19 protein-coding genes are annotated in these 15,161 nt (G+C 32.5%); 11 read left to right on the top strand and 8 right to left on the bottom strand.

Annotated features, from left to right (window positions below; translation table 11 throughout):
• Positions 1 to 4 precede the first annotated feature (4 nt).
• From ACXJH6_RS00330 to flgK, 4 genes are all read left to right on the top strand, one after another.
• Positions 5 to 274, top strand: coding sequence for a rod-binding protein (locus ACXJH6_RS00330; protein WP_456469770.1), 270 nt, complete (start codon positions 5 to 7; stop codon positions 272 to 274).
• A gap of 69 nt (positions 275 to 343) precedes the next feature.
• A complete protein-coding gene (locus ACXJH6_RS00335) occupies positions 344 to 532 on the top strand; it encodes a flagellar biosynthesis anti-sigma factor FlgM (RefSeq protein ID WP_456469771.1) in 189 nt (62 codons plus the stop codon).
• A gap of 27 nt (positions 533 to 559) precedes the next feature.
• Positions 560 to 970, top strand: a complete 411-nt coding sequence (locus ACXJH6_RS00340; protein WP_456469772.1) for a hypothetical protein — start codon at positions 560 to 562, stop codon at positions 968 to 970.
• Between the two features lies 1 nt (position 971).
• Positions 972 to 3,143 carry a flagellar hook-associated protein FlgK gene (flgK, locus tag ACXJH6_RS00345; RefSeq protein WP_456469773.1) on the top strand — a complete coding sequence of 724 codons (2,172 nt, stop codon included), beginning with the start codon at positions 972 to 974 and terminating at the stop codon, positions 3,141 to 3,143.
• On the opposite strand, the gene ACXJH6_RS00350 is transcribed toward flgK, so the two are convergent.
• On the bottom strand, positions 3,133 to 3,786 hold the full coding sequence (locus tag ACXJH6_RS00350; RefSeq protein WP_456469774.1) for a hypothetical protein: 654 nt from the start codon (positions 3,784 to 3,786) through the stop codon (positions 3,133 to 3,135). The genes flgK and ACXJH6_RS00350 overlap by 11 nt on opposite strands.
• A gap of 57 nt (positions 3,787 to 3,843) precedes the next feature.
• On the opposite strand from ACXJH6_RS00350, the gene ACXJH6_RS00355 reads away from it, so the two are divergent.
• From ACXJH6_RS00355 to ACXJH6_RS00370, 4 genes are all read left to right on the top strand, one after another.
• On the top strand, positions 3,844 to 4,560 hold the full coding sequence (locus ACXJH6_RS00355; RefSeq protein ID WP_456469775.1) for a TIGR02757 family protein: 717 nt from the start codon (positions 3,844 to 3,846) through the stop codon (positions 4,558 to 4,560).
• A 78-nt stretch (positions 4,561 to 4,638) separates the two neighbouring features.
• Positions 4,639 to 5,319 carry a F0F1 ATP synthase subunit A gene (locus ACXJH6_RS00360; RefSeq protein WP_456469776.1) on the top strand — a complete coding sequence of 227 codons (681 nt, stop codon included), beginning with the start codon at positions 4,639 to 4,641 and terminating at the stop codon, positions 5,317 to 5,319.
• 42 nt (positions 5,320 to 5,361) lie between these two features.
• Positions 5,362 to 5,619, top strand: coding sequence for a hypothetical protein (locus ACXJH6_RS00365; RefSeq protein WP_456469777.1), 258 nt, complete (start codon positions 5,362 to 5,364; stop codon positions 5,617 to 5,619).
• Positions 5,612 to 6,124 (top strand): thiamine phosphate synthase, encoded by a 513-nt coding sequence (locus tag ACXJH6_RS00370; protein WP_456469778.1) that lies wholly within the window; start codon positions 5,612 to 5,614, stop codon positions 6,122 to 6,124. The genes ACXJH6_RS00365 and ACXJH6_RS00370 overlap by 8 nt, the downstream gene beginning before the upstream one ends.
• Here the strand turns inward: ACXJH6_RS00370 and ACXJH6_RS00375 are convergent.
• Positions 6,117 to 6,947 carry a prephenate dehydrogenase gene (locus ACXJH6_RS00375; RefSeq protein ID WP_456469779.1) on the bottom strand — a complete coding sequence of 277 codons (831 nt, stop codon included), beginning with the start codon at positions 6,945 to 6,947 and terminating at the stop codon, positions 6,117 to 6,119. The genes ACXJH6_RS00370 and ACXJH6_RS00375 overlap by 8 nt on opposite strands.
• Before the next feature lie 71 nt (positions 6,948 to 7,018).
• On the opposite strand from ACXJH6_RS00375, the gene bamA reads away from it, so the two are divergent.
• Entirely contained in the window at positions 7,019 to 9,199 is a 2,181-nt protein-coding gene (gene bamA / locus ACXJH6_RS00380) for an outer membrane protein assembly factor BamA (RefSeq protein WP_456469780.1), read from the top strand.
• Positions 9,200 to 9,208: 9 nt separating this feature from the next.
• Complete coding sequence (locus tag ACXJH6_RS00385; protein WP_456469781.1) at positions 9,209 to 10,519, top strand: APC family permease; 1,311 nt, start codon at positions 9,209 to 9,211, stop codon at positions 10,517 to 10,519.
• An 8-nt stretch (positions 10,520 to 10,527) separates the two neighbouring features.
• On the opposite strand, the gene ACXJH6_RS00390 is transcribed toward ACXJH6_RS00385, so the two are convergent.
• Genes ACXJH6_RS00390 through plsY form a run of 6 tightly spaced genes read right to left on the bottom strand, consistent with a single transcriptional unit; the run spans position 10,528 to position 14,282 of the window.
• Positions 10,528 to 10,923: an arsenate reductase ArsC gene (locus ACXJH6_RS00390; RefSeq protein ID WP_456469782.1), complete on the bottom strand. Its 396-nt coding sequence runs from the start codon at positions 10,921 to 10,923 to the stop codon at positions 10,528 to 10,530.
• Positions 10,913 to 12,373, bottom strand: a complete 1,461-nt coding sequence (locus tag ACXJH6_RS00395; RefSeq protein ID WP_456469783.1) for a Ppx/GppA phosphatase family protein — start codon at positions 12,371 to 12,373, stop codon at positions 10,913 to 10,915. The genes ACXJH6_RS00390 and ACXJH6_RS00395 overlap by 11 nt, the downstream gene beginning before the upstream one ends.
• Positions 12,373 to 12,627 (bottom strand): YfhL family 4Fe-4S dicluster ferredoxin, encoded by a 255-nt coding sequence (locus ACXJH6_RS00400; RefSeq protein ID WP_456469784.1) that lies wholly within the window; start codon positions 12,625 to 12,627, stop codon positions 12,373 to 12,375. The genes ACXJH6_RS00395 and ACXJH6_RS00400 overlap by 1 nt, the downstream gene beginning before the upstream one ends.
• A 1-nt stretch (position 12,628) precedes the next feature.
• Entirely contained in the window at positions 12,629 to 13,297 is a 669-nt protein-coding gene (hsrA, locus tag ACXJH6_RS00405; RefSeq protein ID WP_456469785.1) for a homeostatic response regulator transcription factor HsrA, read from the bottom strand.
• A gap of 50 nt (positions 13,298 to 13,347) precedes the next feature.
• Positions 13,348 to 13,674 carry a dihydroneopterin aldolase gene (locus tag ACXJH6_RS00410; protein WP_456469786.1) on the bottom strand — a complete coding sequence of 109 codons (327 nt, stop codon included), beginning with the start codon at positions 13,672 to 13,674 and terminating at the stop codon, positions 13,348 to 13,350.
• Entirely contained in the window at positions 13,674 to 14,282 is a 609-nt protein-coding gene (gene plsY, locus ACXJH6_RS00415; RefSeq protein WP_456469787.1) for a glycerol-3-phosphate 1-O-acyltransferase PlsY, read from the bottom strand. Before plsY ends, ACXJH6_RS00410 begins: the two co-directional genes overlap by 1 nt.
• A 58-nt stretch (positions 14,283 to 14,340) precedes the next feature.
• On the opposite strand from plsY, the gene nadA reads away from it, so the two are divergent.
• Positions 14,341 to 15,161: quinolinate synthase NadA (gene nadA / locus ACXJH6_RS00420; RefSeq protein WP_456469788.1), on the top strand; the 821-nt coding region annotated here is incomplete at its 3' end.

Raw genomic sequence — 15,161 nt, forward strand, 5'->3', positions numbered from 1 at the left:
TTCAATGAATACCATAACCATATCCCAATACAACAGAATAAACCTGGAAAACCCTGAAAAGTTAAAAAAGTTAAAACAGGTATGCAACGATTTTGAAAGCGAGGTTTTGAATTTTTTTCTAAAAGAGGCATTAAATCCAAAAAGCTCAATTTTTCCTCAATCACCGGGAGAAAAAATTTATCGTTCAATGTACCAGGAAGCTTTATCAAAAGAGTTAAGCGGGAGTTTCGGATATTCGGAATTACTGTTTAATTATTTAAAAGACAAAACTTAAGTTTTTTTTGAAAATGCCGATAATGTTGGGTAGAATTCCATAATAAAAATAAACTAAAAGAAGGCGGCTATGATTAATAAAGTCTCAACCAGAATTCCTGGACTTAACGTTGCTTCTACCCAACAACAGACAAAAACGCAAACACAAAAAACAGAAAAATTATCAAGGGTAGAAGAAATCAAAAAAGCAATTGAAAACGGTACTTATAAAGTGGATATAGAAAATACCGCAAAAGCTATGGCTAAATCTCTTCTTTGATTCTTCTACCCTTAAAAAGGGGTAAATATGCTTATAAACACGCTGCAAGAAACCATTAACGTTTTAAATAAATTAATAGAAATAACAAATGAAGATTTAAAAAACATTAAAGAAGCAAATCACGAAGAAGTATTTAAAAACATTAAAACAAAAGAACAACTAGCTTATAAATTTAACCAGTTAAAAAAAAATATAGACCAAATACTGGTTCAAAGAAACAGACCTGTTGAAGAAATTTTTAATAAAGAAGAAGAAAACCTTTTTAATCTTTTTAGAGAAAAATTAAATATTTTTTATGAAAAGCATAAAAAATTTTCAAAAATGGCTATAAGCGTAGCCAATTTTTACAATGCTCTTAACTCTCAAATAAAAAATCAAGAACAAATAAGTTACAACGAAAGAGCAAATTTCAATTCTCAATTGCATATAAGGGCTTAAAATGGCTATTTCATCTTCCCTATCAACCGCTCTTACGGGTCTTAAAGCTCATCAAAACGCAATAGACGTAACCTCAAACAACATATCCAACTCATCCAATCCGGATTACGTAAGGGAAAGAGTTACTCTCACAACTTTAGACCCTATACACACTATTCCCGGCGATATAGGAATCGGTGTAAAAATAAGTTCCGTTTACAGAATTACGGATACGTTTTTGTTTAACAGACTAACGGCGACTTCCGCTAACAACTCAAAACTTTCGACGATGGAAAAACACCTTCAGGAAATATCCACATATTTTCCCGACGTAACGGATAACGGTATCTATAAAGACCTTGAAAACTTTTTTAACGCCTGGCAGACATTTGCCAGTAATCCGAATGACGGAAGCGTAAAAGTAGATTTGGATTCAAAAACGAACATCTTAAGCGATTCCATAAAAACACTCTCCGGAAAAATGATGGATATAGAAAAAGACATAGACGAAACAATAAAAACAAAAGTAGAAGAAGCAAACGTCATTTTAAAACAGATTGCCGACCTGAATAAAAAAATCGCCGCCCATGAGGCAAATAATATAAATCACGCAAACGAACTCAGGGATAAAAGAGACGCTCTTGAAAAAAGAGTAAAAGAATTACTTGGGGTAAAAGTCTTTAAAGAGGGTATAAAATCAATTGATGCACAGGGAGAAAACACTGTAGATTATTCGGAAGATTACCAAGTATCTCTTGGAGGATACCCTTTAGTTAACAATAACTCTTTTCATCAACTTGAAGTTACCAATGAAAATGGACACTATTCAATAACGGTAAAAAAAGAAGACAATACTTACGAAAATATCACCAATTCTATTACAACCGGAGAAGTAGGAGGATTACTGGCTATAAGAGGTAATAATTTTGACAAAAACAACCGGCCCACAGACGGAAGTATAGGAGATGTACTTTCATCCCTAAACGCCCTATCGCAAGGGTTAATAAGAAGCGTTAACTCCGTTTATTCATATTCCGCTCAAACTTCCGTACAAACGGACCCTTTATATAAACCTATAAGTATTTCTCCGGGAATGGAAAATCTATCCTTATCCATTCTCAATAAAAACCTACGAAACAATATAAGAGAAGGAAATATGATTTTTAACGTTTACGACAATACCGGCAATAATTTAAAAGAACTGATTTACAAAGTAGACCCTTCAAAAAGTTTAAAAACCACTCTCGATGAAATAAATAAACTTTTTAAAGACAACGGTGTAGATTCAAAAGCCGTAATAGAAAACGGAAAAATCACATTTAAACCGACAGATACCGACGGAGACGGAACAATATCAAATTATCCTCTGGTAAAAGACGACGGAAGCCTTCTTTTTAAAGCGTTTAACGAAATAGAATATCTGCCTATTAACAAAATCAATACCACGGACCTTCCCATACCTTTAGAAAACGGTTCTTTTGATATAGTGGCATATGATAACGACGGAAAAGAACTTGCAAGAAGAACAATAAATGTGGATATGAATTCAACAGACCCTAAATATTCGACTATAGAAGGAATTATAGCCCAAATAAACACTCCAAATATAGACGACAATCAGGACAACAACTCTCAAAACGATATTGACGATTATTTCAAAGCTTCCATAGTCGGAGGTAAATTTATACTATCTCCTAAAAAAGACAATATATATGTAGGTCTTGACAACGACAGCGTAAATATAGGAGGGGCTTTTGGAATTAATAAATTTTTTGACGGAAAAGATGCTTTTACTATTTCCTTAAGACAGGATTTAGCTGAAAATCCAAGCAAAATACATGCCTATAAAGCTCCAAATGAGGGTAATAATGAAGTAGCAAACGAAGTTTTGCAATTACAGTTTGAAAAAATCAAATTTTATAAAAACGGAAAAGCCGTTGAAGATACTATATTCGGCTTTTACCGCTCTTCCACATCAGCCCTAGCAAACGAAACCGAAAATACGAAAAACAATAAAGAAGTTTCTGATACTCTTTTAAAAAATATATCAGACCAATATTATGCTCTCACCGGAGTAAATATAGACGAAGAACTTGTAAATCTTGAAAGGTTTCAAAGAGGATATCAGGCAAACGCAAAAGTAATTACTACAATTAACCAAATGCTTGATGCTCTATTTGGCATCAAGCAATAGGCTCGTCATAATCTACTTGAATAATATCCTCAAATAAGTCCCACCCAAAATGTAAAAGGTCTATATCACATACTTTTTCGAGATATTTTCCTCCTTCCTCGTTTACCCTTACAATATATACTTCTCCCGTTATAGAATCTTTAGGATAAAAATTATTCGCTATTGCCTCAAGCTTTTTACCATCTTCAAACACATAATAAGGCAACATCAAATCACAGAAAAAATCATATACCGGTTCATCAGGAACATCTATATCACAAGCGGTATAACCTATTTTAAGTTTATCTATTTGAGGATTTTCCTCATATTCAAAATATCCTTCCCCGCTTGCCTGAACCAATAAAATTAAATCACCTTCTTCAAAATTTTCACTTATAAGCTCATCCACTGTCTTATTTATATATTCAATATCTTCAAAAGTATAAGTTTTATCTTCTATTTCAATTTCTGCACCATCCGGCACAACCCCTACCAGCTCATCTGGTAAATCAACTGCTTCAAGTTCTCCGGCATCCAAAAAACTAACAACACTTTCTTTAAATTTTTCAATTTCTTTAGAATCGTTTAAATCATAAGATTCTGCATCCACCACCGGTGTTAAATCATATACTTTAATTAAATTAGTATCTCCTCTAATAATCATAATTTTCTCCTTTTTTATTATAATTATATCACAAAAGTTTATAAAAGAAGGCTCACAATGAATATAAAAGAAAAACTTGACAATTTAATTAAGAACAATATTTACGAAGTAAACGAAGAAAAACTTGACCCTATTTTAATAGCCCAAAAATATAATGATGAATATATCGCTCTTATAGCGGCTCTTTTTGCATATGGAAACGTTAAAGCCATTTTAAAATTTTTAAACTCCCTAGATTTAAAAAATTTAAATTCAAACAATGCTTATTACCGATTTCAGACAAAAAATGACGTTGAAAATTTTATGAATACGATAAAAAAAATGAAAGAAAAATACTCACTAAATAAACTTTTTCTAAAAGGTTATGAAAAAACTAAAAACCCCATTGACGGTATAAGAGAAATAATAAAAACCATTTACTTTTTATCAGATAGGCCTTCGAAAGGATATGAGTTTTTAATAGGTAAAATTCCTCCGCAAAAAACAAAAGGCGTCAGCCCTTATAAAAGATGGAATATGTTTTTAAGATGGATGGTAAGAGACGATTCTCTGGATTTAGGCCTTTGGAAAGGAGTGGAGAAAAAAGATTTAATCATACCTTTAGATACCCATACCCATAAAGTATCTCTCAAATTAGGATTAATAAAAAGAAAAACTTACGATTTGCAAACGGCTATAGAACTTACACAAAAATTAAAAGAATTTGATGAAAATGACCCTTTAAAATATGATTTTGCACTTTACAGAATAGGTCAGATGAATATCAATATGTAACATATTTAAAATTTTTCACAATTCACTATTAATTTGTGCTTAATAATATGATACAATTTCATCAAAAAGGATATTCCCATGAATGAATTATGGTTGTTTTTTGGTTTTTTAGGGCATAATGAGCATACCCAGTTAATTGTCCACACCATATTAGCGGCATTACTAGCCGTAACCGTGGCAAAACTAGCTACAAGAAAATTACAAATAGTCCCTAGCGGTTGTCAAAACGTAATGGAGGCGACAGTTCAAGGTATCCTATATATAGGAAAAGATGTTGCAAACGAAGAAATAGCAAGAAAATATCTCACTCTTGCAGGAAGTTTAGCTATTTTTATCTTTTTTGGAAACGTAATTGGAATTATTCCGGGATTTGAGTCTCCAACAGGAAACGTAAACCTAACTCTTACATTAGCTTTAATCGTATTTTTATATTATCATTACGAAGGGATAAAAGCCCAAGGTCTTGGTCATTATATCGCTCACTTTGCAGGTCCTGTTAAATGGCTAGCTCCGTTAATGTTTCCTGTTGAAATTCTTTCTCATTTATCAAGAATTATTTCACTTGCATTCAGGTTATTCGGTAACATAAAAGGTGACGACTTATTTTTAGCGGTATTGTTAATGTTGGCTCCGTGGGTATTCCCTCTAGCCGGTTACGCACTGCTTACATTCTCAGCCTTTTTACAGGCATTTGTATTTATGGTACTTACATATGTATACCTTTACGGAGCTGTTACAGGTCAAGAAGAATCTCTATAATTTGGCACAATTATTGCTTAAGACTCCCAAAAAGGGAGTCCTATGCAAATTTCATCTATCAATCAAATTAATACTTCTCAAACATCTAAAGGTCCTTTACAAAATATTTTAGAAAATTTATCCTCCGAAGATAAAAGAATTTTTAAAGAAGCGTTATTAAAAGTTCCCAATAAAGAACTGCCCAAAATATTACAGGCATTAAATAAAATACCTACCGATGAGAACTATATTAAGAATCTTTTAACTAAAATAAACGAAAAAACTCAAAATAACCCAAAAGGATTTATGATATATGCTTAAATATATGATAACAGACCCATCATATTCACTGCAACAAACTTTTGAGGCAATAAAAAAACATAAGCCTGATTTTATATGCTATAGAAATAAAGAGTATTTTGATGAAAAAGAGATAAAAGAGTTTGTAAATTTCGCAAAAAAATATTCAAAACTTTTTATCAATCTGGATTCTTTAAAAAAAGAAAACTTAATTGAATTATTTGACGGAGTTCATATTCCAAGCTCAAAATTGGAAAAAATACCTAAATTTAAAAATAAAACAGTAATAGCTTCCACTCATTCAATTGAAGAAGTAAAAAAAGCAAAAAAAGCCGATTTTATCACTTTTTCTCCCGTGTTTAATTCAAAAAACAGACGAGGGCTTGGAATAGAAACGTTAAACTTCATATGCGACTTGCACCCTAAAGTAATAGCCCTTGGCGGAATTATAGGCGATAAGGAAATAGAAGAAATAAAAAAAAGCAAAGCTGTAGGATTTGCCGCAATAAGATATTTTTTTACATAATTTTATGAAGTTCGTTTCCTGTTTCCATCCATTTGCAAAGCTTCTCCCACTCTTCTTTTTTTATCATTTCTTCTGCTTTTTTTAGCTCACTTTTAAAAGCTTCTATGGAATTTAAAAGATTTTTTTTATTCTCTTTAAAAATATCCCTCCACATATGAGGATTACTTTTAGCCAGTCTGCTCATATCCCTAAATCCACCGGCTGCAAGAGTAACTATATGTTCTTTATCCTCCTGTTTAAGAACCGCATTAGCTATTGAAAACGAAACTATATGAGGCATATGAGAAATAAAAGCGGCATGTCTGTCATGTTCTGTAGCGTCCATAATTTTTATATTCATTTCAAGATGTTTAAATATATCAAAAGCTTTTTTTAATTGATTTTCTCCGCTCTCTTCTATATTACACACAACCATAACCCTGTTTTTATACAAATCTGCAATAGCAGCCTGAGGACCAGAATATTCAGTACCGGCCATTGGATGGGAAGCTACAAGATTTTTTCTTATATTTTTAGGACACTCATTTACAATTGTTTCTTTTGTAGAACCAAAATCTATAATCAGGCTCTCTTTCTTAAGATTATACTCCGAAAGTTCCTTTAAAGCGTTAATAATTCCTCTGATAGGAATCGCCAAAACAATAACATCAGCTACGATAGAGGCTTCTTTTAAAGAAGAAATTTCATCAACCAACCCCAAAGCTAAAGCCTCTTTTTGATGACTTTTATTATGGTCTATTCCTATAATTTTTTGAAAATAATTTTTAGTCGCAAGGGCAAAACTACCGCCCATCAGTCCTAATCCCACAACCGCACAAACCATTTAACCTCTTTTTTTAAAAATTATATCACATTTACGATATAATTTTGCATTACAAAAACACAAGGGGAATCATGAAAAAATTTATGTTCTTAATACCTATGCTTATTTTTGCCCAGGACATAGAAAAAATAGAATATAAGGGCCTTATACATATCTCGCCTCTAAGTGCTAATGCTATTATAAAGACAACTCCTCACTCTACATACGATATTGAAAAAATAGACAAAAGTATAAAAGCGCTTTATAATACGGGATATTTTAAAACCATTAAAGCAGATTACAATAACGGTGTTTTAACGTTTATATGTGAAGAAAAACCTACTATATTAAATATTAAATTAAACAATCTTTCAGAAGAGTTAAAAAAAGTATTAAAAGAAAACAATTATCTTCCCAAAAAAGGTTCCATATTAAACCCTAAAAAACTTAAAGAATTAAAAGAGTTTATTAAGAGTTATTATATAGCAAAAGGTTATTTTAATACCGTGGTAGATATAAAAACAAAGCCGGTAGATAAAAACCGAATTATACTGGAAGTAAATGTTTATAAAGGAAAAAAAGTTGCAATAAGAAAAATAAACTTTTTCGGAGCCTCTTTAGATAAAGACGATTTAATAGACCTAACAGAAAATCAACCTAAAACATTTTGGAGCTTTCTGCCTATTTTTAACAGCGGAGAGCTTAATCTTTATAAACTGCCCGAAGACCAGAAAAAAATTCAGGATTATTATTTAAATTTAGGATATTTAGACGCAAAAGTTTCCATACCTTTAGCTAAAGCAAATTTAGATAGTTATTTTGCCGATATAGATTATAAAATACAAGAAGGGAAAAGATACACAGTTAAAAAAGTAGAAGTAAAATACCCTAAAGAAATAAACGTAACTTTACCAGAATTGGAACTAAAAAAAGATAAATATTTTAATATATATGCTTTAAGAGAAGATATAAAAAATATATCTCATGCTTTTATGGACAAAGGTTATGCTTATGCAAAAGTTTATCCGGATATTAAAAAAGAAAAAGATTACGCCTTCATTACTTACAAAGTAATTCCGGGCCAAATAGTATATATAAAAAACGTAATAATAACTGAAAACGACAAAACATTAGACAGAGTGATAAGAAGAAATATATATCTAGCCCCAGGCGATAAATTTTCATACACTAATTTCGAAGACAGTATAAATTCTTTAAAAAGAACTGGGTATTTTGAAGATGTAAAAATAGAAAAAAAACAAATTTCTAAAAACGAAATGAATTTAATAGTTCATGCAAAAGACGGTCTAAGCGGAAGTCTTAGAGCCGGTATAAGCTACGGAAGTTACACAAAATTCGGAGTAAATTTTGCTATTACAGAAAGAAACGTTTTTGGAAGCGGTCAGAAAATAACTTTAAACGCAGATTTAAGTTCCGTTTCAAAAACATTTAATATGTCTTTATATAACCCTAGGGTATTAGATACTAAATATTCTATGAATTTTTCCATTTTCGATGACTACTTCGAAGGAATTTCATATACTTCCCACAAGAAAGGTGGATATATCGGTATAGGAAGAATGTTAAACAGATACGTTAACGCCCATATAACTTACGGATATGAAAAAGATAAACTTTCCGATTATGACGTATCGGATGAATATATAAAACCCCAAAGTACTAAAAGCTATATAGTAACAAGCCTCAATTATAATAATACCGATGATTATTTTTTCCCTACCAAAGGTATAAAAGCGAGTGCTTCAATAGAATATGCGGGAATAGGAGGAGATGAAGAGTACATAAAGGCAATAGCCAAAGGTAAATATTTTTATCCTATTAAAGACAAGACATATAAAACAATAGCGGTATTAAAATACAGGGCTATAGGAGGGGTTGCCGTGGATAACGGATATTTACCTATCAATGAAAAATTCTATATAGGAGGACCTTCTACCGTTAGAGGATTTAGTTCCTATTCCATTTCGCCTAAAGATAAAGACGGTAACGAAATAGGAGGAAAATACGAATTTATAACAGGAGTAGAAGTTTCTACCCCTATCAACGAAAAAATAAGAATGTGGCTTACAGGTTTTATAGATTACGGAGCTGTAGGAGAAGATTCTTTGGATATCTCAAGGGCATCATACGGAATACAGCTTGAGTGGATTACGCCTATGGGACCTCTTAGTTTTATTTTAGCAAACCCTCTTAAATCAAAAGACGAAGATGATTTAAAGAAATTTGAGTTTTCAATGGGAGCTAATTTTTAAGGAAACAGAATGAAAGAAAAAAAACTGGGATTTTGGGAAGCGTTTAGTATAGGTGTAGGAGGAATGGTCGGAGGTGGAATTTTCGCTGTTTTGGGACTCACAATCGACTTAGCAAAAGGAGCCGCTCCTTTAGCATTCTTAACTGCGGGTCTTATTGCCCTGATTACCGCATATTCTTACACTAAACTCTCAATCAAATTTCCAAGTGAAGGCGGCAGTATCGAATATATCGTTCAAGCTTACGGAAACAATCTTTTTAGCTCTGTAGCCAATAATCTTTTATTAATGTCTTACGTAATAATGCTCTCTCTTTATGCCTCGGCATTTGGAAGCTACGGAAGTGCTCTTATTACAGGAGATGAAATACCATGGATTCACAAAACATTGGCTGTGTTTGTCATTTTAATTTTTATTTTAATCAATCTTTTAGGAGCTTATCTTAGCGGAAAAGCGGAAGATATCCTGGTTTATACAAAAATCGGCATTCTTTTGCTTTTTATAATAATAGGGTTTTACGCAGCTAAGCATTTTGAAAGACTATCGCCTGAATATTGGGAAAGTTTTATAAAGACTTTAACTGGCGGACTCATAATCTTTGTAGCTTATGAAGGCTTTGAGCTTATAGCAAACGCAGCAAAAGATGTTGAAAACCCTGAAAAAAACCTGCCAAAAGCTTTTTATTCAAGTGTGATTTTTGTAATTTTCTTATATATAAGTATTGCGGTTGTGACAATAGCCAATGTGGATTTTGAAACCGCTAAAAAAGCTCAAGATTATGTTTTAGCTATAGCAGCAGAACCTATACTTGGAAAAACAGGGTTTATTATCATCGCTATCGCCGCTATGATTTCTACGGCCAGTGCTATTAACGCAACTATTTACGGAGCCGGAAGAGCCGGATATTTAATAGCAAAACTAGGAGAAATTCCAAAAGAATTTTCAAAAAAACTGAAAAACGGATATGAGGGGATGATTATTTTAGGACTGTTAGCTATTATATTTACTACCAGTTTTAATATTGAAAACATCTCAATTGCAGGGAGTTTTGGATTTTTAATAATATTTGGTTTGGTAAACTATGCAAACTTTAAATTAAGAAACATAACAAATGCCAATCCTCTCTTATCTCTCTTAGGAGCCGTTCTTTGCTTTATCTCAGCGGGAATTCTTATAGGATATAATTTATTTTATAATCCGCAAGCACTTCAAAACAGTTTTTGGGCTATAGTAGGTATAATCATTTTTACTTTTATTTATAAGAATTTAGGAAAGAAAATGAAAAAAGTCCTTGATGAAGAACTAAGAAATAAATTACAATAAAATTTATATTAATGTCCCAAAATCTTTTTTACAACAGGCAAAAGTTTTGAACGAATTTCATTGTAAGTTTTTATAAATTCTTCGTATTTTTTTCCGTCAGGGTCTTCAAAAGGAATATGAATAGTTTTTATTTTTTTTGGAAAAACAGGGCATTTTTCTTTTGCATTATCACAAACCGTTATCACCAAATCAAACTCGTCATCCATAACCTCATCAATTGATTTTGAATAAAATTCGCCCCAGATACCATTTTCCTCCAACACCCTTTTTACATTCGGATTTACCCTGCCGCTTGGATTGCTTCCCGCACTCACAGCATCAATCCCTTCCGCTTTTAAAATAGCTTCGGCAATTATACTTCTACAGCTATTGCCGGTACAAAGTACTAAAACTTTATTCTTCATTTTTTACTTCCAAATCAAAAAAAAGTTCACGCGTTTTTGAACGCTCTTTTGCAAGATATAAATTATCACCTTTTATAATAATTTTATTTTTATCTTTTTTTATTTCAACTTTTGGCATAGAAAGATTGATATTCACCAGTTTTGCCACCCAGAAAATATTACAGAGTTTTTCTATTATATCCTTTTTAGGAAGAAGACATTTAAACTTTTCTATCTCTTTTTTCTTAATTTTCTTTCTTTTGTAATAACGGATAATTTTTGAAATCAGCAGTCTATCACAATGTCTAAATCCGTAATGAAGAGAATTTAACAAAATATAATCGGTATGTTTATGAGCTTCGTAAAAATCTACTAATTCTCCGGCACGGGAGAGCTTGATGGCATAAGTGAGATGCATTTTATATTTATCATCAAGCTTAAAATCATCTTTCAACAAATCAAAAACCTCAAGAACTATCTTTGTTTCATAAGCAGCTATTTTTCTGTCAATCTGATAAACATCCATAATTGTTCTTACCGAAGGATTAAAGTTGTCAGGGAACCTATAATTATCATTTCTTAACAAGTCCGTTAAAAACACCCCTTCTCTAACGCCTACTCCGCTGGTTATGACTTCTTTTGCTTCTAAGTATTCTAAAAGCTCTAAAAATATAAGAGTTCCAGGTCTTATTACATCAAGTCTTTCTGGTTTAATCCCCGCTTTCAAAAGCTCTTCATCATTCATTTTTATAATGCTCTGGATAAACTCTTTTTGCTTTTTAAGCTCATAAGTAAATCCATGGAGAATATCAAGAGGATATTCGATTTTTTTCATAATTGCTTGAGATAAGGCCCTGATTGTCCCGCCTATACCAAACACTTTTTTCGAATTAAAAATATCCCCCAGTCTTTTTATTTCTTCTTTTATATAAGCTTTTGCTCCTTTTATATCGCCTTTGTCAAAAAAAAGCTCTTTTAATCTAACGGTTCCGAGTTTTAAAGAAATGGTGGATTCTATTCTTTTGTTGCGAATTAAGGCAAGTTCTGTAGAGCCTCCTCCAATATCAATAGTTACTCCGTTTTTTTCATATAAAAGATTTGCCGCTGCAACCCCTCCGAAAAAAGCCTCTTTATCTCCGTCAATTACTTTTATTTTAAGACCGAGTTCATCTTTTACCCGCTTTATAAATTCGACTCTGTTTGGAGCGTCACGAACGGCAGAAGTGGCAACACAGAGAATTTTTCTGGCTTTCAGAGACTTTGCGATTAAAAGAAACTCTCTAAGTGCCTTTATCGCTCTTTCAATCGCAAAATCCTGTAAATTCCCCCCGTTTTCATAAGCGCCTTCACTTATTCTAACTTTACTTTTTTCTTCACGAAGAAGATAAAAACCAAAACGGCTGGTTTTTTTAAATACTGCCATTCTGGCAGAGTTTGAACCTATATCGATTACAGCCGTTACTTTTGCCATTACTCTTCGTCTTTGTGAATAAGTTCAGCTTTTAATTTAAGTTCTTTTGCCGTTTCTACGTTATCAGGGTCCGGAACTATAGCATCGACAGGACATACCTGAACACATTGAGGCTCGCCACCATATTCAATGCACTCAGTACATAAATCAGGGTCTATTTCGTAAATAGGGTCCCCCGGTTCAATTGCCCCGTTTGGACACTCATCCACACACGCATCACACGCAATACATTCTTCAGTTATTTTAAGTGACATGCTACTCCTTTGGATATGAAAATTTATAGCCTCTTCGGCGAATGGTCTTTATTGTATCAATTTTAAAAACTTTGTCAACCTTTTGACGTATCTGATTTATTGCAACTTCTATAACATTTGGTGTCACGAGTTCCGGCTCTTCCCAAATGGCATCTAATAACTGTTCTTTTGAAATAACCTGATTAGGATATCTGGCTAAATGCATAAAAACTTCAAATGCTTTACCTTTCAAATAAGACTCTTTACCTTTATAAATGATTTTTTCCTCATCTTTTACGATTATAAGGTCTTTTATCTTGATTTGTGACTCTTTGCCTCCTCTTAAAGCCACATTAACTCTGGTAATAAGCAAATCGAAATGAATAGGTTTTTTTATATAATCATCAGCACCCATTTTTAATGTTTTTATCTCATTTTCAACGGATGGGTCATCTGAAATAACTATAATTTTTATTAAAGGATATGTATCTTTTGCGTAATCTATAAATTTGAACACCTCACTCATACCGAAATTAGAGTCTACTATAATTAAATTATAATGCCGGATATCCAAAAAATATTTGGCATCTTTTATGGTAAAAGCTTCATCCGTTTTATATCCCGCTTCATGAAGGGATTTTGTAATTAAATCGTTTAGCGTTTCATCTTTTTCTACAACTAAAAGGCGCATAATTCTCCTTTTGGCCAAAGCCCTTAAAATTTAAAATATTATATCAAAAATTAATATTTTCTTAAAATCTTCACTCCTACTAAAGCATTCTTTAATATTTCGGGTTTAGTTATTTTTAAATAAAGTTCTTTCATTTGAGGAAAAAGCTCTTTTAATTTCTTTTCTATATCATCTACGGCGTCTTCTATTAAAGAGTAACGATTTTTGATAATCATATTCTGAATGACATCGCATACTTTTGAATAATCTACATAATCCACTTTTTGAGGATAAGAAATTTCACAATCAACCACCACTAACTGTTCTTCATTTCTCTCTTTTTCTAATATCCCCAAAATAGCTTTAAACGTCAGCTCCTCAATTACTATAGTATACATCACACAACCCTTTTCTCCTGACCTGTTATAAGTCTGTAAATATTTTCTTTATGTTTATAAATTACGATAAACGCGATAATCCATAAAGGCGCGTAAGACTGAATAGAAATATTCGGATATAAAATATACGCACTGGCAATTCCCGCTAAAATCCCCACAAGAGAACTAAGTGAAGATATTTTAACTGTTTTTGCCATAATAAACCAAACTATAAGTCCCACAATTGCGGCTTTTGGAATAAGTACCAGCATTACTCCAAGAGTAGTAGCCACCCCTTTTCCGCCTTCAAATTTTAAAAACGGAGAAAAACAGTGTCCTATTACTGCCAAAACGGCTATAGTCCAAAGAGTTGCATCACAAACTCCCGCGGCCTTTGCCACCAAAATTACCGCCGCTCCTTTAAACGCGTCTAAAAAAAGCGTAACAGCCGCCAATTTTTTGGCCTTTTTAGGGTCTTTTTCTTTTAAAACCCTTAAAACGTTTGTTGCTCCTATATTTCCGCTTCCGTGTTCTTTTATATTGATTCCGGCAAAATATTTGGCTATTATATATCCAAACGGAATTCCCCCCACCAAATAAGCGATAAGATACCATAAAAGATTGCTCATAAATTTCCTTTTTTGTGAAATTATAATATAATTATTTAAGTTTAAAGAAAGGATATAAATGGTTAAGAGAGTAAAAGAACTTCTAAAAAAACATAACATAACCTTAGCGGCGCATTATTATCAAAAAGATGAAATATTCGACATTGCCGATTTAACGGGAGACAGTCTGGAACTTGCAAAAAAAACAAGCCAACTCAAAAACCCTCTTATTTTTTGCGGGGTAAGCTTTATGGGCGAGAGTGCTAAAATACTAAACCCAGATATTCCTGTATATATGCCTCGCCTTGCAAGCTGTTCTATGGCCAGAATGGCAGAAGTTGAAAAAGTTAAAAACAATATAAAAGAGCTAAAAGAAAACGGAATCGATTTTATTCCGATAACTTATATAAATTCAAGCGCGGCGGTTAAAGCAATTGTAGGAGAGCTTGGAGGGCTAACCTGTACCAGCTCAAACGCTAAAAAAATAGTATCCCACGTATTAAATCAAGGCAAAAAAGTATTTTTCCTCCCGGATAAAAACTTAGGACAAAATGTAGCAAAAATGCTTGAAGTAAAATCAAGCGTAATAGGAGATGAAAACTGGCAAAGTGCCGATATTATCTGTTTTAACGGACACTGCTCGGTCCACCAGCTTTTTATGCCAGAACATATAGAATTTTACAAAAAAAAATATCCCGAAATTAAAATAGTGGTTCATCCGGAATGTTCTCCTGAAGTATGCGAGATGGCTGATTTTGTGGGAAGTACAAGCCAAATATTAAATTATGTAAAAGAACATCCTAAAGACTTAATGGCAATAGGCACGGAATATAATTTCGTTCATAGGATGAAAAGAGATATTAATCCAAATATTTATATCCTAAGCTCTACAAAACCTGA

Source organism: Caminibacter sp., assembly GCF_053999135.1.

Coding starts and splice junctions, on each gene's coding strand:
- ACXJH6_RS00410 (WP_456469786.1), bottom strand. CDS start 13,674: ATGTATACTATAGTAATTGAGGAGCTGACGTTTAAAGCTATTTTGGGG.
- ACXJH6_RS00395 (WP_456469783.1), bottom strand. CDS start 12,373: ATGGCAAAAGTAACGGCTGTAATCGATATAGGTTCAAACTCTGCCAGA.
- ACXJH6_RS00360 (WP_456469776.1), top strand. CDS start 4,639: ATGAATGAATTATGGTTGTTTTTTGGTTTTTTAGGGCATAATGAGCAT.
- ACXJH6_RS00330 (WP_456469770.1), top strand. CDS start 5: ATGAATACCATAACCATATCCCAATACAACAGAATAAACCTGGAAAAC.
- ACXJH6_RS00340 (WP_456469772.1), top strand. CDS start 560: ATGCTTATAAACACGCTGCAAGAAACCATTAACGTTTTAAATAAATTA.
- plsY (WP_456469787.1), bottom strand. CDS start 14,282: ATGAGCAATCTTTTATGGTATCTTATCGCTTATTTGGTGGGGGGAATT.
- ACXJH6_RS00385 (WP_456469781.1), top strand. CDS start 9,209: ATGAAAGAAAAAAAACTGGGATTTTGGGAAGCGTTTAGTATAGGTGTA.
- ACXJH6_RS00390 (WP_456469782.1), bottom strand. CDS start 10,923: ATGAAGAATAAAGTTTTAGTACTTTGTACCGGCAATAGCTGTAGAAGT.
- ACXJH6_RS00335 (WP_456469771.1), top strand. CDS start 344: ATGATTAATAAAGTCTCAACCAGAATTCCTGGACTTAACGTTGCTTCT.
- hsrA (WP_456469785.1), bottom strand. CDS start 13,297: ATGCGCCTTTTAGTTGTAGAAAAAGATGAAACGCTAAACGATTTAATT.
- ACXJH6_RS00355 (WP_456469775.1), top strand. CDS start 3,844: ATGAATATAAAAGAAAAACTTGACAATTTAATTAAGAACAATATTTAC.
- ACXJH6_RS00375 (WP_456469779.1), bottom strand. CDS start 6,947: ATGGTTTGTGCGGTTGTGGGATTAGGACTGATGGGCGGTAGTTTTGCC.
- ACXJH6_RS00365 (WP_456469777.1), top strand. CDS start 5,362: ATGCAAATTTCATCTATCAATCAAATTAATACTTCTCAAACATCTAAA.
- flgK (WP_456469773.1), top strand. CDS start 972: ATGGCTATTTCATCTTCCCTATCAACCGCTCTTACGGGTCTTAAAGCT.
- ACXJH6_RS00370 (WP_456469778.1), top strand. CDS start 5,612: ATGCTTAAATATATGATAACAGACCCATCATATTCACTGCAACAAACT.
- ACXJH6_RS00400 (WP_456469784.1), bottom strand. CDS start 12,627: ATGTCACTTAAAATAACTGAAGAATGTATTGCGTGTGATGCGTGTGTG.
- ACXJH6_RS00350 (WP_456469774.1), bottom strand. CDS start 3,786: ATGATTATTAGAGGAGATACTAATTTAATTAAAGTATATGATTTAACA.
- bamA (WP_456469780.1), top strand. CDS start 7,019: ATGAAAAAATTTATGTTCTTAATACCTATGCTTATTTTTGCCCAGGAC.